This is a genomic window from Solibacillus cecembensis, from assembly GCF_050272495.1.
GTDB classification, from domain to species: Bacteria; Bacillota; Bacilli; order Bacillales_A; family Planococcaceae; genus Solibacillus; species Solibacillus cecembensis.
The window spans coordinates 35809-53384 of record NZ_JBNNMF010000015.1; the positions used below are offsets into that span (position 1 = coordinate 35809).

18 protein-coding genes and 1 pseudogene are annotated in these 17576 nt (G+C 37.3%); 3 read left to right on the forward strand and 16 right to left on the reverse strand.

The genetic code is table 11. The annotated features are described in order from the left end of the window. Positions 1-222: 222 nt before the first annotated feature. From ACQKIH_RS13955 to ACQKIH_RS13975, 5 genes and pseudogenes are all read right to left on the reverse strand, one after another. Positions 223-348 (reverse strand): annotated as a pseudogene (locus tag ACQKIH_RS13955) (purine-nucleoside phosphorylase); the annotation flags it as partial. Positions 349-592: 244 nt separating this feature from the next. Then, entirely contained in the window at positions 593-1333 is a 741-nt protein-coding gene (locus tag ACQKIH_RS13960; protein ID WP_427766987.1) for a DUF7225 domain-containing protein, read from the reverse strand. Between the two features lie 623 nt (positions 1334-1956). After that, entirely contained in the window at positions 1957-2547 is a 591-nt protein-coding gene (locus tag ACQKIH_RS13965; protein ID WP_427766990.1) for a hypothetical protein, read from the reverse strand. 261 nt (positions 2548-2808) lie between these two features. Continuing rightward, entirely contained in the window at positions 2809-3516 is a 708-nt protein-coding gene (gene deoD, locus ACQKIH_RS13970; protein ID WP_427766993.1) for a purine-nucleoside phosphorylase, read from the reverse strand. A gap of 168 nt (positions 3517-3684) precedes the next feature. Continuing rightward, the gene (locus ACQKIH_RS13975) at positions 3685-3909 is read right to left on the reverse strand and encodes a YozE family protein (protein ID WP_057985099.1); all 225 of its coding nucleotides are present in this window, start codon (positions 3907-3909) and stop codon (positions 3685-3687) included. A 103-nt stretch (positions 3910-4012) separates the two neighbouring features. On the opposite strand from ACQKIH_RS13975, the gene ACQKIH_RS13980 reads away from it, so the two are divergent. Next, on the forward strand, positions 4013-5791 hold the full coding sequence (locus tag ACQKIH_RS13980; protein ID WP_427766995.1) for a methyl-accepting chemotaxis protein: 1779 nt from the start codon (positions 4013-4015) through the stop codon (positions 5789-5791). Between the two features lie 50 nt (positions 5792-5841). Here ACQKIH_RS13980 and msrB read toward each other — a convergent pair whose 3' ends face one another. From msrB to ACQKIH_RS14005, 5 genes are all read right to left on the reverse strand, one after another. Beyond that, on the reverse strand, positions 5842-6270 hold the full coding sequence (gene msrB, locus ACQKIH_RS13985; RefSeq protein WP_427766997.1) for a peptide-methionine (R)-S-oxide reductase MsrB: 429 nt from the start codon (positions 6268-6270) through the stop codon (positions 5842-5844). Position 6271: 1 nt separating this feature from the next. Beyond that, complete coding sequence (msrA, locus tag ACQKIH_RS13990) at positions 6272-6799, reverse strand: peptide-methionine (S)-S-oxide reductase MsrA (protein WP_427767000.1); 528 nt, start codon at positions 6797-6799, stop codon at positions 6272-6274. A gap of 14 nt (positions 6800-6813) precedes the next feature. Then, positions 6814-7386, reverse strand: a complete 573-nt coding sequence (locus ACQKIH_RS13995) for a YpmS family protein (RefSeq protein WP_057985092.1) — start codon at positions 7384-7386, stop codon at positions 6814-6816. Next, the gene (locus ACQKIH_RS14000) at positions 7383-8318 is read right to left on the reverse strand and encodes a GDSL-type esterase/lipase family protein (protein WP_427767003.1); all 936 of its coding nucleotides are present in this window, start codon (positions 8316-8318) and stop codon (positions 7383-7385) included. Before ACQKIH_RS14000 ends, ACQKIH_RS13995 begins: the two co-directional genes overlap by 4 nt. Before the next feature lie 221 nt (positions 8319-8539). Further along, positions 8540-9385, reverse strand: a complete 846-nt coding sequence (locus ACQKIH_RS14005; RefSeq protein WP_427767006.1) for a DegV family protein — start codon at positions 9383-9385, stop codon at positions 8540-8542. 231 nt (positions 9386-9616) lie between these two features. Here ACQKIH_RS14005 and trhA point away from each other — a divergent pair, with 231 nt between their 5' ends. Both trhA and ACQKIH_RS14015 read left to right on the forward strand, forming a co-directional pair. Continuing rightward, the gene (gene trhA / locus ACQKIH_RS14010) at positions 9617-10258 is read left to right on the forward strand and encodes a PAQR family membrane homeostasis protein TrhA (protein ID WP_427767009.1); all 642 of its coding nucleotides are present in this window, start codon (positions 9617-9619) and stop codon (positions 10256-10258) included. A gap of 231 nt (positions 10259-10489) precedes the next feature. Continuing rightward, positions 10490-11398 (forward strand): LCP family glycopolymer transferase, encoded by a 909-nt coding sequence (locus ACQKIH_RS14015; protein ID WP_427767011.1) that lies wholly within the window; start codon positions 10490-10492, stop codon positions 11396-11398. 52 nt (positions 11399-11450) lie between these two features. Here ACQKIH_RS14015 and ACQKIH_RS14020 read toward each other — a convergent pair whose 3' ends face one another. From ACQKIH_RS14020 to ACQKIH_RS14045, 6 genes are all read right to left on the reverse strand, one after another. Further along, complete coding sequence (locus tag ACQKIH_RS14020; RefSeq protein ID WP_427767013.1) at positions 11451-11921, reverse strand: dihydrofolate reductase; 471 nt, start codon at positions 11919-11921, stop codon at positions 11451-11453. A 97-nt stretch (positions 11922-12018) separates the two neighbouring features. Further along, positions 12019-13275, reverse strand: a complete 1257-nt coding sequence (locus ACQKIH_RS14025) for a DUF4179 domain-containing protein (protein ID WP_427767016.1) — start codon at positions 13273-13275, stop codon at positions 12019-12021. Continuing rightward, positions 13272-13772 carry a sigma-70 family RNA polymerase sigma factor gene (locus ACQKIH_RS14030; protein ID WP_427767019.1) on the reverse strand — a complete coding sequence of 167 codons (501 nt, stop codon included), beginning with the start codon at positions 13770-13772 and terminating at the stop codon, positions 13272-13274. Before ACQKIH_RS14030 ends, ACQKIH_RS14025 begins: the two co-directional genes overlap by 4 nt. A 160-nt stretch (positions 13773-13932) precedes the next feature. After that, on the reverse strand, positions 13933-15306 hold the full coding sequence (gene argH, locus ACQKIH_RS14035) for an argininosuccinate lyase (RefSeq protein ID WP_427767022.1): 1374 nt from the start codon (positions 15304-15306) through the stop codon (positions 13933-13935). Between the two features lie 178 nt (positions 15307-15484). Then, positions 15485-16681 (reverse strand): argininosuccinate synthase, encoded by a 1197-nt coding sequence (locus tag ACQKIH_RS14040; protein WP_057985074.1) that lies wholly within the window; start codon positions 16679-16681, stop codon positions 15485-15487. 231 nt (positions 16682-16912) lie between these two features. Next, the gene (locus ACQKIH_RS14045; protein ID WP_427767176.1) at positions 16913-17575 is read right to left on the reverse strand and encodes an ABC transporter ATP-binding protein; all 663 of its coding nucleotides are present in this window, start codon (positions 17573-17575) and stop codon (positions 16913-16915) included. Position 17576 lies beyond the last annotated feature (1 nt).

Here is a 17576-nt window from a genome sequence, read left to right on the forward strand (position 1 = left end):
TATTAAAGTCATTCAAGAACAGCTAGGATACGCTAATATATGTGAGACACTAAACACGTATTCGCATGTAACAATGGAACAGAAGCAATATGCAACTTTCTTTTTTTGATTCACTCCCCAAAAAACTCACTAAACAATTGCTTGTCTAGTGAGTTCTAAATGGACTTTTCAGAAGCTAATGTCCCTTATAAATTTATTCCAACTCACAAACCCATGCTGTGCTTAGTCTTGAATGGCCGCTTCTAACGCTACAACCATCATATCCTTGAAAGTTGTTTGACTTTCTTCTGAAGTTGTTACTTCACCTGTTAGGATGTGGTCTGATACTGTTAGGATTCCTAATGCTTGGTATGATAGAGTTTTGAGCTATTTTAAAGCTTCATTACTTTCACAAGAATATAACAAAAACTGTATAGCAATTTTAATATAAGTGATTCTAAATGGGCACTTTTGGGCACCTGTTTTTAGGTGTCCAATTAAGTTCTCGTTTCGTTAGTAACTTCAATTCGTGTGGTTGATACAGGTCACCTTTATATAGCAAGATCCACCACCTCAATATCGCTAACCACGCCCACAGGTATAACCATGCTCATTACAATTTTTTTAATTTAGATATATCAAGTTCATATGTATTTTCATAAATGCGACAGCTATCGATAATTTGTTCTTTCTCTCCAAAAAACACCACTTGGAATGTATCATTTTTATATTGCACAATGAATACATCATCACATAAATGAAATGTATTTCGATTAATCGATATAAAACCATTTGTCTGAGCAGTAGTTTTCACACTAATTTTACGACCATTTGCACTAATAACATCATAACCACGCTCATTTACATTTAACGCTAGCTCTCCATCTGTTTGTAGCACACATAAAAATTCACCAATACGTCCCATTAAATGACGCAACTCTGTCGGCTTACTTTGTAAAATATGTAACTCATAACGCCAAATTTCATTATAGTGTGTATACAATTGAATGACTTGTGCTTTACTAAGACCTTCACTTTGCATATATTTTACACCGTTAATCCATTCACCCACGATACACTCACTTGTTTCGCCATTCTTCTTTTGAAAAATAAGTCCAGTGTACAATGCGTTTTCACCTAAATATTTATACATATTACGGTCAATATATTGAAATAAGTGTTTCGTAAATAAAATACCATCATTATAACGGTTATAGCAATAATCCCCTAACAGTATACTTTCTTTATTCGTACCATATTTGGTTACTAGTAATACTTTCATTTCCGTTGCTGTTACTATATCACCTTCACGTCCTGCCAATACTTCTTTCAATTGCTCATAAATCGTTGCCATATTCCCTCTCTCCTCTCAATATTTCAAGTATAGTTCATTAATGAGCTATTTCAATTCGTGTGAATGGATCAGGTCACCTATCAACAGCATAATAGCTCACCTCAATATCGCTAACCACGTCACCCTACCATCTGTTCAGAACAAACACCACAAGTGTTCATACCAACACAACATAATGAATCAACCTCACTCATAGAAAGGCTCTCAGTCGTCCCTATAGCTCCACAGAATAGCTTTTGTGGCTTACATGAACTACAACCTATAACTGTTATTTAGTCTTATTTAAACGCTCATCTCAAATTAAATCCGAGATACACACTTAGTTTATCCCATTTCTTTGCTATTCTTTTCTATTACTCCCTTAACGCTTGAGCTTACACTGTATGTTCATTGGAGCTAACTTGAACTAATTTTGTTCAATTGGCTTCATAAGAATACTCTCAAGCCATTGTGTGATCTTGTACTTGTCTTCAATCACACTCACACCTACTAACTTCAAATAATGATTTTATACTTCTAGGACAATAAAAATGAGCGCCATCATAGCTTTCAAAAATAAGGTAAATAGTCTAACTAAAAACGAATTTTTGAGTATTGAATCTTTGAAAATTCCGCCTTATAATTTATAAGTTTGATTTAATTAAATGATAGTAATCCATTTTCCAAATACCATCTTCTTTTAACATAGCAAAGGTTATACCATAAGTTGAAGAACCTAGCGTAATCTGCATTTTAACAGTTTTCAAATCCGCATTACTTTCATCATCAATTGTTGAAATTGAATCATAGTGACGATACATTAAAAAATCTTGTTCAAATCTTGATAATACAATTTCGATATACTCTTGAACAAACGTTGTGCTACTATCAATTTGTCCACCGTTATAAGTGATTTTGTAAATTTTATCAAACTCTTGGTTCATCACCAAATTCATATGAATTAAAACCATTTCTTCGGGTGTAAAATCTATAAGATGCGTGAGCGTACCACTTTCTAAAAATTCATCATAAGCACTTCTTTTTTCTTCATTTAAGTCTTCAAGGTAGGTGAATTTTTCTTTTAACGATGCTTCTATTGAATAATTAACTTCTTCTATTTTCGAATCAATTTCCTTATTGTCAGTACATCCAAATAAAATAATAGAAAAAGCAGCCATAGTAGACATTTTAAACAATCTTTTGATAACCCCCCCTCCTTCAAGCATCTCATCCATTAAGTCTGAAAATTATAACTACTACCATTTTACTTGGATATTTTGCGAAATGCCATCTTAAAACCAAAGAAGATATAAACATGTCAAATCGAACAGAAGCAAATTGCGAGCACTTATCCGATTCATTCAACTAAAAAAAAGCCCACTAAACAATTTCTTGTCTAGTAGGCTCAATTCGAACTTTCAAAAGATGTTGGTCGCTTTTTGGTCGCTTGCTAATAATATCGAATTAGAATTCAACCTCTAAAACCCTTGCTACGCTTAGTCTTGAATAGCAGCCTCAAGTGCAACAACCATCATATCATTGAATGTCGTTTGACGTTCTTCTGAAGTTGTTACTTCACCTGTTAGGATGTGATCTGATACTGTTAAGATTCCTAATGCTTGACGGCCGAATTTTGCAGCTAATGTGTATAGAGCTGTTATTTCCATTTCAACTGCTAATACGCCATATTTCGCTAACTTTTCATTTTGTTCTTCATCCGAATAGAACATGTCTGCTGTGAAAGTATTTCCGACTCTTAAGTTTAAGCCTGCATCTTTACCAGCGTTATAAGCTTTTAACAATAAGTCAAAGTCCGCTGTTGGTGCGAAATCGATATTGCCGCCAAAAATAACACGGTTCATGTTTGAATCTGAAGATGAACTTTGTGAAATAATGACGTCGCGTACTTTTACGTCTTTTTGGATGGCACCACAAGTACCAACACGGATTAATTTTTGTACGCCATACTCTTGCATTAATTCCGTTGCATAAATCGAGAATGATGGAACACCCATCCCCGTACCTTGTACAGATACTCGCTTGCCTTTGTATGTACCTGTGTAACCTAAAATATTACGAACTTCATTGTATTGAACAACGTCTTCTAAAAATGTTTCTGCAATGTATTTTGCGCGAAGTGGATCTCCTGGTAGTAAAACGATTTCCGCAATCTCGCCTTGTTTTGCATTAATATGAATGCTCATTAAAATTACCTCTTTTCATTATTTACTCATAATAAATTATACTTTTTTTCGCATAGGTATTCAATCGTTAGACGTCTTTCTTTATTAAATTATCCGTTTTTTTTTTTGTAAAACACTCTCCTAACAACAATTTAATGGTTTCACATCTATTTTTATATACCCTTCTCGTTAAATATCATACTTCTGTGCATATAAATCCCATAGTTCATCGAAAGCAGATGTTGTCAAATACTCATTAGACTGCCATTCAATATAGGATGAAAGTTCTTCAAAGTTTTCGGAGCTTTTCGGAAACCCGGAGTCAATGAACATACTTTCCGAAAATCTCGTCTTTTTATCAGACCATTCTCCCCCTCTAAACGTTAAAACATAGTGATAAAATGATTTTCCCAATAGAATTCCTCCAAGTTTACATATTATTCAATAAAATATATTAATTATGAATTTTATGTAGTAAGATATAAAAACATTAATTTTTCAGAAAGTGGTGAGTTTTTTGCTTAAGAGAAGAAAAAGTGAACATCAGGTTAAAAAAAGCAAGAAAGCATCTAAAAAAACGAATGCAAAATTTTTCTTCTTGCACTCCATTCGTGGTCGAATCATTTTAAGTTTCTCCACACTATTGGCAATCATTATTGCTATGCAAATTTTATCGTATATTAATATTACAAATTTGCAAAATAGTCTAAGAGACTTTGCCGATGAAAACTTAAAAGAACAGATGCAAATCAACAGTTTAGCAAGTGATATTGCAAAGCTTACCAGTCATGAACAAACGTTTTTAATTACAGGTGACGAAAAATATTTACAAGCATTTGAAAAGACAAAATCACAGATTGATACGAATTTAGAAGAAATCATTACTTCTCTTGAAAATCGAGAAGAAGAATCCAAAGCAGCAAGCTCGATTCAACAATTTTACTTGAATTATATTTCTTATTCTAGTACGACGATTGAAGTGCGTCAAAAATATGGGTATGAAAACGCTGCAAGTATATTCAAAAATAGTGGAAGTCAAAATTTCAAAAATTATATCGATGAAAATACAGAAAAGTTAATCCAATTATTAGAGCAAAACAACGAGGAAACGATTTTAGATTTGGAAGCGTTTGCACTTGCATCGAAAATATCATTTTTCATTTTATCCGCAATTGCGGTGTTCATTACGATCTCATTAAGTATTGTTTTATCTAAATCGATTCGACGTAATACGTATGCCATCAATCATTCGATTTTAGATATTGCACAGGCTGGTGGCGATTTAACCCGCCGCGTGCACATTAAAACTAAGGACGAATTTTCGGAAATTGCAGATTCCACAAATATTTTAATTGATTCCATTTCAACATTAGTGAAACGTGTATCTAACTTGGCGGAAAATGTGTCGGGCAGTTCTCAGGAGCTAATGGCTTTAGCCGATGAAAACTCGCACACAATTGATTCAATTGCCAATTCAACGCAGGACATCGCCAATGATAGTACAGAAATTATGACGAGTATTGGCGTGGCAGCAAATGAAATGAGCAAGCTAGAACATTCGATGCATGAATTAACGGAAAAAGCACATGAAGTTCAGCAAGCATCGATTGAAATGAAAAATGCCGCATACATTGGCAGTCAATCCGTTATGCACTCTTCCAATGTTATGCAAGATATTGAAGAAACGATGGCTTCTACGTCTGCCACGGTTGAAGCATTAGGTCGCAAATCAGCGGACATCACTTCCATTATTGGGACCATTACAGCCATTGCGGAACAAACGAATTTACTGGCATTAAATGCAGCAATTGAGGCGGCAAGAGCTGGTGAGCATGGACGTGGTTTTGCAGTTGTAGCAGATGAGGTGCGGAAATTAGCCGAACAATCTCAACTGGCTGCGAGAAAAGTCTCAACGATTGTTGGCTCGATTCAAAGTGAAGTGAGTTCGATTATTGAGCAAAATGTTACGGGTGTACAAACCGTTATTCGTGGTGTCGAGGTAACAAATGAAACGACGGATTCTCTTCAAAATATTTTGCAGCAAACAGAAACAACATCGGCGATTTTAAGCCATATGGTCCAGCAAATTGAGCACACCCTATTAAATAGCCATGATGTGACAGCCTCTTTCGTGCACGTAACAGCGATTGCAGAAAATACGGCGTCGAATACGGAAAGAAGCGCTTCTGCTGCTATACAAGGGTCTGCTTCTATGCAGCAAATTAACGCTTCAGCAGTAGAACTTGCTACGCAGGCAGATGATTTAAGAAGTGTTGTGAATGAATTTAAGGTTTAAACGGATAACATCAAAAAAAACTGACGAGGCTTTCTCGTCAGTTTTTTCTTTTATTCAAATTTGACCAAATACTCTCCGTAACCTTCAGCTTGTAATTTTGAAACGGGAATAAAGCGTAACGCTGCGGAGTTGATACAATAACGCAGACCACCATATTGTTGTGGTCCATCTGGGAAAACATGTCCTAAATGCGAATCAGCCGTTTTACTGCGCACTTCTACTCGGCGCATGCCATGTGAGCTATCCACATGCTCTGAAACTTCAGGTGCATCTAGTGGCTTTGTGAAAGCAGGCCAGCCACAGCCAGCATCATACTTGTCCTTTGAGCTAAATAATGGCTTTCCTGATACGATGTCTACGTAAATGCCCTCTTCAAAAAGCTGATCAAACTCATTTTGAAACGGTGGCTCCGTTCCTTGCTGCTGTGTCACATAATATTGCATTTCCGTTAATTCTTTTAAGCGCTGTTCTTTATTCATATTATTTTTGCCCCCAATGCTGTTCGATAAATGCTACGCGGCCTGAACCGACTGAATAACGATTGTAGTGTGCCGGATTTTTCTTGTAATAGTGTTGATGGTATTCTTCCGCCACATAAAATGTTTTTGCTGGAAGGATTTTTACAGCGATTGGCGCATGAAATTTCCCACTCGCTTCCAAACGGGCTTTCGATGCTTCTGCCATTTCCTTTTGCTGTTCATTATCATAAAAAATCGCCGTTGAATAGGATTGGCCACGATCATAAAATTGCCCCCCTGCATCAGTTGGATCAATTAATGTCCAGTACAGTTCCACTAACTGCTCATACGGGTAAACTTCCGGATCAAAAGCAATTTGTACCGCCTCTAAATGGCCCGTTTTTTCACTACAAACTTGCTCGTACGTTGGGTTTTCAACATGTCCCCCTGTGTAACCTGATAGGACACTTTTGATGCCTGGCTGCTCATCGAATGGCTTCACCATGCACCAGAAACAGCCACCTGCAAATGTTGCAAATTGTGTTGTCATCGTCGAACCCCTCCCTATTTCTTGTCATTTGGAATAATTACTTCTAATAATATTTTGTCATTCGCTAAATCAATTTCTTTTGCACGCACTCTTGAACCCGACGCAATATTAATAAGTGATAGATCCACATAAATTTCCTCGTCGTTTGGTTGAACTGTAATCCAAGCTGGGAAATCGACATTTTCTTTTATAAGCTTCAACACCGTTTTTGGCGAAATATTTGCTTTCCCTACATGTATAGCTGTCTGCTTTAAAACAATATTGCCGTTTTTTACTACCGGATCGTAATCCATTTGAATCGGCACTTCCACATTAAAGACCTTCAACGTGCTGTATAAATAAATTTTATCCTCAATCGCCATTTCTACTTGGATTGGCGTTTTTTTCAATTCCTCACCTATATATTTTTTGGCAATCGATTCAAATTCCTTTGCAGTTGTTTCAACCGTTAACACATTGCCATCTGGAAACACAGGATCCTTTATGACCGCCTGCTCCACATCTGCCGTGGCATAATAAAAAAGTCCAGCTGCGGCGAAAATGATCGCTCCAGCAAGGATTAGAAATGCAATTTTCCATTTATTCACTCTTCCCACTCCTCAAAACCAAATAAACCATCCGACATTTGCTCGATATTACATTGTTGCATCGTTTCGATAATTCGTGTTGTCATCCGATCATATCCAGCACTATTCGGATGAAAGAAGTCTACATGATATACCATGTCCTCATTTGATGTAAATAAATCTTCAATCGAAACAAAACATGCATTTTCATCTTGTTGAGCCATCTTTTCAATATCTGCATTCCACTCATAGATGATCGGATCGAATGGTGTAATTTCGTCAACAATTATAGAGAAGGGATTATAAAAACCAACCAAAATAATCGGGACTTCCGGATTTCTCATACGAATTTCTGCCATAATTTCTTCATAGTTAACCATAAAATTCGGTAATGCTTTATCAAACATTGATTTTTGCATTGAAAATAAATGCTTTTTTACTACCTTCATGACATCATTACCACCAAGTGTCAGCGTAATTAAGTCTGCCTCCGCTATTTCTTCATCATAATGCCCCTTTTGCAAGAGCGCTAATAATTGATCGCTGCGTCGACCATTTTTCCCTCGATTATCCAGCTCCACTTGTTTAACGGCAGGCCATTTTTCAAGTTCCTTTTGAAGCCTGATCGTATATCCAAATTCCTGTGTTTCGTCCCCTACACCTCTTGTTAAGGAATCCCCCAGCGCTAAATACTTCACATCTCTTGCCTCTATATCAACTCGGGAAGACCAATCTATTTTAAAAACATTTTCAAGTAACTCAACAAATCCTTTTGATTCCTGATCTTGTTCACTGTCTTGCTCAGCTACGGATTCAGTCACGTTCGTTTCTTCTGGTTGTTGCTGTTCTTGACTCAGCTCATCACTTTTGGGTTCACTATTTTTCGAATCAATTGTTACCGAGCATCCCGCAAGACTTAACACAAAAATGATGATGAAAACAAATCGCCACATACTAACTTCCCCTTCAATTCTTTATTATTCCATTATAAGTTATTTTACTCCGATTGGAACAATGAACTGCTTCAATTTCTTAATATTTCTTCTCGTTTTAGCTACAGGCCCCCTCGGTAAATAGAATTGGGCATGGATTCAGCTTAAACAGCTTCGATTTACCTCCAAAAAAAGCACTCTAACCAAATAAACAGGTTAGAGCGCTTCTATAAGATGAATAATTATTCCGCGTAATACATAAAGCCAATTGCGCCTTCACCTGTATGTGTACTAATGACTGGTGATGTATAGGCAATTTCGATTTCTTTATCGTAGCCTGTCGCTTTAATTTGCTCGATTAATGGATTTACTAATGTTTCAATCGCATTTGCATGAGAAATTCCGATTGATTTGACCGTTTTGCCAGCCGTATCTTTTTCAAACTCGCCCATTAAAAATTTGATTACTTGCTTATAACTGCGTGGTTTTGCGCAGATTGTTACTTCTCCCGCATCTAAATGCCCGATTGGCTTAATATTTAATAACGAACTGACTGCCGCTTTCCCTTTGCCAATACGACCGCCTTTTACCATGTTATCAAGTGTGTTCAACACAACAAATAAACGAGATTTTTCACGTACTTCATTTACTGCTGTTACGATTTCTTCAACCGTTGCCCCTGCATCGCGTAGACGAATCGCTTCACGTAATTGGAAGGCTAAGGCAAAAGCAATATAACGCGAGTCAATAACCGTTACATCTGAATCCGACATTTCCGATGCTTGACGAGCTGACTGGACTGTCCCACTCATGCTCCCTGTCATATGTATCGAAATGATTTGAGCGCCGTCTTTTCCTAATTCATCATAAATTTCTTTAAAAACTCCTGGAGCTGGCTGCGAGCTTTTTGGAAGCTCCTCTGCACTGTTCATCAAGTCCATAAATGTATCTGGTTGTAAATCAATGCGGTCTCTATACGTTTCCCGATTAATTTGTACTGTTAATGGAACGATATGGATTCCATGTTTCTTAATTTCCTCATCCGTTAAATCACAAGTTGAATCCGTTACGAAATGAATTTGTCCCAATTTTTACACATCCTTTTTATTTCTTCACCTAATTATAATTAATAATCAATTATTTACCAAGATGACATTTGTCACTCAATAAACCCATGATTTATCATAGTTACGTCATGACATATTCTAGTATAACAATATGACAAATTACAATATTTACTCTCCGTTTCTTATATTAAAATGAAATCAAATGTATTTGAACACCTATTGGATGAAACGAAAAAAGGAGCGTGAAAGCAAATGCACTATGAAAACGCATTTGATTATAAAAATTTTAAAGAGGAACTTTGGAATGCCATCACACATGGATTTGGGTTCATTTTAAGTATTCCAGCATGTGTATTATTAATTATATATGCTGCTCAACATGGCACAGCTATGCATGTTGTTTCTTATTCTATTTTTGGTGCAACATTAATCATCCTCTTTTTAATGTCCACACTTTTACATAGTGCACCTCAAAAGTACAAACGAATTTTTGCTATATTGGATCACTCTTCCATTTATTTATTAATTGCTGGGACATATACACCTTTTTTATTAATCGCAATTGGTGGCACTTTAGGTATTGTGCTGCTTTGTATTATTTGGGGGCTCGCAATTTTTGGCGTTGTGTTTAAATGTTTATTTATTCATCGTTTTGAACGCGTTTCACTGCTGCTGTATTTAGTAATGGGCTGGCTCATCATTTTTGCTGTGAAACCGATTTATGCCTATTTACAATGGGATGGCTTTTTACTGCTATTAGCAGGCGGATTATTTTTTACATTCGGTGCGATTTTTTATGCATGGACGCGCTTGCCATATAATCATGCAATTTGGCATTTGTTTGTCATTATGGGCTGTGGTTGTATGGTCAGTTGTATTTATTATTATTTATAGTGAATACAGCTAGTTTCAAGAAAAAAGACAAGATTCAATGTGTATTCCTTTCCAATTTAAATGATTTATCGGATAATCAAACATACGGCATAGTAAGCGGGATATCGTGCGCCTGCAACCTAGCCGAATAAATTTCGTCTTTAACAGGTGAAAATTTATTTCAATGTAGAAAGGTTTTGTCTGATAATGACTGAAAAAAAATTGCGTACTACCCATAAAAAAAGGTCGAAAATGACCAAAATTATATTATGGACAGTTTTAATACTAGCCATTGTGCTCGGTGGAACGGTATTTTATTATTACAATTCATTCCAAAATGCGATGTCAAAAATGAACCCTACAGGAGATTCTATCGCTAAGGAAATCCCAGATATTTTACCGCATATCGATCCATTCTCTGTTTTATTACTTGGCATTGATGAGCGTGAAAATGACACAGGTCGAACAGATACAATGATTGTCGTAACGGTCAATCCGGATTTAGGTACGATGAAAATGCTGAGTATCCCTCGTGATTCTCGTGTGGAAATTGTCGGAAACGGTACAACAGAAAAAATCAATCATGCTTATGCGCGTGGTGGCATTCCGATGTCCATTGCAACAGTTGAAGAAGCATTGGATATTCCAATCGATTTTTATGTGGGGGTCAATATGGAAGGCTTTTTATCCATCATCGACGTACTTGGGAATATCGAAGTGAATAACGATATGGAATTAATCCGTAATGAATATAAATTCCCAAAAGGAGAAATTTCGCTAAACGGTGATGAAGCGTTAATATTCTCTCGTATTCGCTACGAGGATCCGCGCGGTGATTTTGGTCGCCAGCTTCGTCAAAAGCAATTATTGGAGGCACTTTTTGCAAAAGCCAAAAATCCGACAATCCTATTGAAACTTGACGATATTTTCGAGGTACTAGGTGATAATGTTTCGATGAACTTCTCTCAAAAACAAATTTTAAATTTACAAAAGTTATATGGCAAACTCGATAAAAATATTGAGCAACTCCAATTCGAAAAAGGTGATGGCGTTCGAAAAAAAGATGGCTTGTGGTACTATATTTTCGATGACGAAGAGCTTCAAGAAATTAGCTCCAAGCTAAATGCACATCTTGAAGAAAAACCGGCGATTGAGCCTTAAATAAAAACAGCTGTCCCATTCGTTTAATACGACGATTGGGGCAGCTGTTTTATTATTTTTCAAAAATACAATATCGGAATGTGTAGCCTTCTTTTGCAGTGATTGGCTCCTGACAAGACGTACGGTGCCAAGCTTCATATTTCGGGAAAAACGTATCCCCGTTAAACTCGTGATGAATTTCTGTAATGTATAATTTATCAGCTATAGCCATGGATTGCTCGAATATTTGAGCACCGCCGATAATCATAATTTCCTCTACATCTTTTACGAGTGCCAGTGCTGCTTCAAGGCTCCCTACTACTTCAATGCCCTCTGCTTGGTAATCCGCATTGCGTGTAATGACGATATTGCGACGACCTGGTAATGGACGACCGATCGATTCAAATGTTTTTCTTCCCATAATAATCGGTTTGCCCATCGTCATATCCTTGAAATATTGCAAATCTCCTGGTAAATGCCACGGCATCGCGTTTTCATAGCCGATTACATAGTTTTTATCATGTGCTACAATTAGTGAAATCATTTTTTTCCTCATTTCCAATCAAGACTTGCTCTAAGCTTAAAGTGTTATTGGAAATAGTTCAAGGGTAAGCGTGCTTTTTGAATGGAAAACGGCATGTCTATTCATTTAATGGTATCGGAATTTCGATATTTTCTCCAATGATATTCGAATAAAAGTTAATGTCGATTTTCGTTAATCCTTCTGCTTCTTCATACGTATAAGTTGATTCAAAGTGTTCTTCACCATAACGAAATGTTTCACTAGAAGGATAGTTAATTTCCCCATGACTTGAAGCTTTGTATAATAATCCTCCCCTATAAGGATCTAACGTCTCTCCTTGAATAGACACTTCTTTTCCGTTAACGTCTATTGGCCAATCGTAATAGTCTGGCTTCGAAACAACCTTCTGCTTTGTAAAATCTACCTCTATAAAATCTTGCCCTTTCGGAACGGCATATACAGAGCCAATCGCAAGCGTCAATTGTTTCGGCTGTTCAAAATAATTACTTTGCATATAAACTGTAAAGCGGCCATCTCGAATATGGCCTGATGCACTAAATCCATTTTGAATTGTGCCCCACACATCGCCATTTTCATCAATTAAATTTAAATCCTCTAATTTTAAAAGTTGCATCGTATTGGACCGATCAATTGCAATATCCAATGCAATGCGCAAAGGAGAAGTTCTTACATTTTCAATTGTAAACTTTTGTCCATTGATATCTATTTCTTTATTGTAAGCAATGACTTTTTCTGGTTGAATATTGTTTTTTAATGTAAAAGGGAGTTGAATTTTCGTTTGCTTTTCATCATCAAATTGGAAAATAAGTTCAAATTCCTTTGATTTGTAGGACATACCTGCTTTATTTGAAATCTCGATTACGCCCTCTACATGCTGAGTTGGTTCATTTTCAAACCATCCATACGTCTTGCTAGCTAAAATCTCTTTTCCGTCTTGGAGAAGATTCACTTCCTTCGTTTTCACCTTCGCAATATCAAACGGTGCATCTACTTCATAGAAAATTGACATTCCCGACTTGTCAGCAATTACGCCTATAACTGATACCATTAAACCATTTGCACTGGCCGTTGAATGGATTTCTTCAAAATATTCATTTTTCATAATCGCTTCGATTCCTTTGTCATATGCAATCATCCTGACAATCGGTTCAAAACCCGGAATTTTCGACACATAGCCTGCAATGGTCGGTGACATACGAATACTCAATACGAAGCTAAACAACACAACAAATAACAAAGTGGATGATAGCATTCTTTGCCGACGATTTTTCTCTTTTTTCACTTTTTGACGCATATCCTGTCTGATTTGTTGAAGTTGCGCTTTCGGTACTGGAATATCTTGCTGCTCATTCATAGCCAATCCTCCCTTTCCCCTGCATGCTTGCGTAACTTTCTCAAAATATAATGAATTTTCGATTTCACTGTGCCCTCAGGAATTTGTTGAATTTCCGCTATTTCTTTATTTCTCAGCTGCTCAAAATACTTTAAATAAACGAGTTGCTGCTCAGGCAATGTTAGCTGGGTAAGCATCCTTTCCACATCATAGTGCACAGCATTTTCAACTAAATGTCGCTCCTCCAATGGAACGGTTTGTGGCCGCTTCCTTAAAAAGTCGATGCAGCTATGTATTAACACGCGCACAAGCCATGTTCTTGCAAACTCTGGATTTTTGACGGTATGCATCTTTTTTAATGCTTTATACGTGAAGTCCTGCATCACATCAAGTGCATCTTGTTCATTTTTCACATACGTAAAAGCCATGCGATAGAAGATGTCTTCATCGTTTGCAATGAGCTGTAAAATCGCGTCTTGATCACCTCGAACAGCCTTTTTCACTAGATCCTGCTCCATATTTTCGCCCCCTTACTCATTAGACGCATATTTTTTCCAAATCGTTCAAATGGAGTTCAATTTTTTCTATTATGTCATATGTACGCGCACGAATTTTGCGGCTATCCGTCAAATGAAAAAAATCCCGCTCTGCCAACGTATACAGAACGGGATTTCATAATTAACCTAATAAATCGGTTGCTTTTTGTAATTGAATGTTCACTTGCGCAAAGCCTGTACCGCCAAGTGAATTACGACGACTTACCGCAGCTTCTGGTGCAAGCACATCGTAAATATCTTGCTCGATTAAATCCGATTCCTTCTGCATTTCCTCTAACGGTAAATCTAGTAAGTAAATGCCTTGCTGAATGCATGTGAATACTAACTTCCCAGTTACTTCATGGGCTTCACGGAATGGCATGCCTTTTGTTGCTAAATAATCCGCAAGCTCTGTCGCATTTGAGAAGTCCGAATGTACCGCGCTATGTAAACGCGCCGTATTGACCGTCATTGTGCGCACCATACCTTCGAAAATTTTAAGCGAGCCGAGAACCGTTTCCATCGTATCGAACATGCCCTCTTTGTCCTCTTGCATATCTTTGTTATACGTAAGTGGTGTCCCTTTTAAAACCGTTAGTAAACCGACTAAATTACCAAACGCACGACCCGCCTTCCCACGAATCAACTCCGCCATATCTGGGTTTTTCTTTTGTGGCATAATTGATGAACCTGTAGAAAATGCATCATCTAGCTCGATAAATTTAAATTCATCCGTAGACCAAATGATGATCTCTTCCGCAAAGCGTGATAAATGCGTCATTAACAGCGCTGAATTCGATAAAAACTCCACGATAAAGTCACGGTCACTTACCGCATCCATAGAGTTTGCATACACTTCACTAAAGCCAAGTAATTCCGCTGATTTTAAGCGATCAATTGGGAAAGTTGTACCCGCCATCGCGCCTGCACCTAATGGTAAAATATCAATACGCTTCATCGACTCACCGAAACGCTCTTTATCGCGCTCTAGCTGCCAGAAATAAACCATTAAATGATGCGCAAACGAAATCGGCTGCGCACGTTGTAAATGCGTATAGCCTGGTGCAATCGTTTCAACATGTTGCTGTGCTTGCTCAATAATTGTTTTTTGGAAGTTTTCAATTAAACCAATTACTTCAGGCACACGTTTTTTTAAGAATAAATGCATATCCGTCGCCACTTGGTCGTTACGAGAACGCCCTGTATGTAATTTTCCACCTACTGGACCAATTAAATCAATTAACATTTTTTCTAAATTTAAATGGATATCTTCATTGGCAACAGAAAATTCTAGCTCCCCTGCTTCTGCCTTTACTTTTAATTGCGCCAAGCCCGATAATATTTTCTCGACATCTTCATGCGGTAAAATCTCTTGTATACCTAGCATCGTAACGTGTGCTACTGAACCTTCAAGATCTTCCAGCACTAATTGTTGGTCAAAGCCAATTGACGCGCCAAATTCATCTACCCAAGCTTCTGCGGATTTTTGGAAACGACCGCCCCATAATTTTGCCATATCAATACACTCCTATTTAAAAGTAAGAGCGACTCGACATGCGAATCGCTCACTCACTTAATCAATTACGCCTCGGCGTAATTGTGTCCAGATTTTTTCGAGCTCGCTCGAAAAAACTCCTCTAAAAATCTGTGACATCCGCCGGGGCTTAACTTGATTCAGCCAGGGCTGAATCAAGTTATTTATTTTTTGCTACTTCTGACGCGACAACTGTTGGCATACCCCATAACTCGATAAAACCTACTGCTGATGCGTGATTGAACTTGTCATGTTTTGAATACGTTGCTAATTCCTCAGAGTATAAAGAATTTGGTGATTTACGTCCTTCAACAATCGCATGTCCTTTAAATAACTTCACGCGCACTGTACCATTTACATACTTTTGCGTTTCTTTTAAGAATGCTTCTAAAGCAGTACGGATTGGGTTGAACCATAAACCGTTGTAAATAATTTCAGATAGTTTATGCTCAATCATTGGTTTGAAGTGTGCAAGCTCTTTTACAAGCGTAATATCTTCTAATTCTTTATGTGCTGTTAGTAACACTTGTGCACCTGGAATTTCGTATACTTCACGAGATTTAATCCCAACTAAACGGTTTTCTACATGGTCGATACGTCCAATACCGTGCGCACCCGCTACTTCATTTAATTTCTCAATTAAGTCTGCTAGTTTCATAGCTGTACCATTTAATGAAACTGGTTTACCTTCTACAAATTCAATTTCAATGATTTCAGCTTGATCCGGTGTGTTTTCAAGTGCAACTGTTAAACCGTAAGCTTCTTCTGGTGGTGCTACCCAAGGATCTTCCATTACGCCTGCTTCATTTGCACGACCCCATAAGTTTTGATCAATTGAGAATGGTGAGTCAAGCGTTGCAGGAATCGGAACACCATGCTTTTGTGCATATTCGATTTCCTCATCACGGCTCCAGCCCCACTCACGTACAGGTGCTAAAACTTCTAAATCTGGGTTTAATGCTTTAATTGAAACTTCAAAACGAACTTGGTCATTTCCTTTACCTGTACAACCGTGTGCTACTGCATCTGCATTTACTTCATTTGCAATTTCAACTAATTTTTTTGAAATTAATGGACGAGATAAAGCCGATACTAATGGATACTTTTGCTCGTACCAAGTGTGCCCTTGTAATGAAATTAATGCGTAATCTTCTGCAAATTCATCTTTCGCATCTACCATATATGATTCAACAGCACCTACTTGAAGCGCTTTATTTTTAATGAACTCTAGGTCTTTCCCTTCACCAACGTCTAGACATACTGCGATAACGTCCCAACCTTGCTCTGTTAACCATGGAATTGCTACCGATGTATCAAGACCACCTGAATATGCAAGAACTACTTTTTTGTTTGCCATGTTAATTGCCTCCACCTTTATGTATGTTTATACATTAATTTAATTGTTTATACACAAATAGTAACATGGAATAAAAATAAACGCAACTGTATTTATATAAATTTTTTAACTTTTTCGCTATATCTGAAAACAGTTTTTCTGAATCGTTTTCAGAACACTCTTTTAATCCACTTTTTTCTAAAATTTGAGCAATCACGCTACATGCTATTTGTCATCGAGGGTGAAGATATTTCACATTTTTTCGATGGCAATCCCCTTCTCCTGCAAATAGTCATAATAAAATGAGTCTTCTCCCATTATATAAACGCGGTCACAGTAGGTCGTAATTTCCTCCATATCATGGGACGTGTAAAGAATCATTTTTTGATGTTCTTTTGCTTGCTGCGAGAGGAAGCGTGCAATTTCTGTTTTTGATTTTAAATCAATGCCTACTGTCGGCTCATCTAATAATAGAAGTTGCGGATCGTCAATAAGGCTTAATGCGATATTGAGCTTGCGTTTCATGCCACCAGACAATGCACTCACTTGCTTATCCCATTCATGTAATTGCATATTTACACAAATAGCACGACACTGCTCCTCGGATAATTTAGTCCAGCTAAGCTTTGCAAAGAACGACATATTTTCTCGAACTGTCAACTGCTCCCACAATGCAACTTCTTGTGGCACATAGCCGATTTGGCGACGTATGACTTTTAAATTGTCCTTATAAGAAAGGCCATCTAGCATCAAATCACCCGAATTGGCACTCATTGCTGTTGCGACAATTTGTAAAAAGGTCGATTTCCCTGCCCCATTTTGTCCAACAAGCCCGACCACTTCACCTCGAGCAATATGCATCGAAACATTTAGTAAAATTTCATGATTGCTGTATTTTTTTGAAATATTTTTCACT

Bases quoted from the DNA above. Each gene is read 5' to 3' on its own strand.
- ACQKIH_RS14015 (WP_427767011.1), top strand. From the start codon at position 10,490: ATGACCAAAATTATATTATGGACAGTTTTAATACTAGCCATTGTGCTC.
- ACQKIH_RS14030 (WP_427767019.1), bottom strand. From the start codon at position 13,772: ATGGAGCAGGATCTAGTGAAAAAGGCTGTTCGAGGTGATCAAGACGCG.
- msrA (WP_427767000.1), bottom strand. From the start codon at position 6,799: ATGACAACACAATTTGCAACATTTGCAGGTGGCTGTTTCTGGTGCATG.
- ACQKIH_RS14040 (WP_057985074.1), bottom strand. From the start codon at position 16,681: ATGGCAAACAAAAAAGTAGTTCTTGCATATTCAGGTGGTCTTGATACA.
- argH (WP_427767022.1), bottom strand. From the start codon at position 15,306: ATGGCAAAATTATGGGGCGGTCGTTTCCAAAAATCCGCAGAAGCTTGG.
- deoD (WP_427766993.1), bottom strand. From the start codon at position 3,516: ATGAGCATTCATATTAATGCAAAACAAGGCGAGATTGCGGAAATCGTT.
- ACQKIH_RS13960 (WP_427766987.1), bottom strand. From the start codon at position 1,333: ATGGCAACGATTTATGAGCAATTGAAAGAAGTATTGGCAGGACGTGAA.
- ACQKIH_RS14000 (WP_427767003.1), bottom strand. From the start codon at position 8,318: ATGTGGCGATTTGTTTTCATCATCATTTTTGTGTTAAGTCTTGCGGGA.
- ACQKIH_RS14020 (WP_427767013.1), bottom strand. From the start codon at position 11,921: ATGATTTCACTAATTGTAGCACATGATAAAAACTATGTAATCGGCTAT.
- msrB (WP_427766997.1), bottom strand. From the start codon at position 6,270: ATGAATAAAGAACAGCGCTTAAAAGAATTAACGGAAATGCAATATTAT.
- trhA (WP_427767009.1), top strand. From the start codon at position 9,617: ATGCACTATGAAAACGCATTTGATTATAAAAATTTTAAAGAGGAACTT.
- ACQKIH_RS14025 (WP_427767016.1), bottom strand. From the start codon at position 13,275: ATGAATGAGCAGCAAGATATTCCAGTACCGAAAGCGCAACTTCAACAA.
- ACQKIH_RS13965 (WP_427766990.1), bottom strand. From the start codon at position 2,547: ATGGATGAGATGCTTGAAGGAGGGGGGGTTATCAAAAGATTGTTTAAA.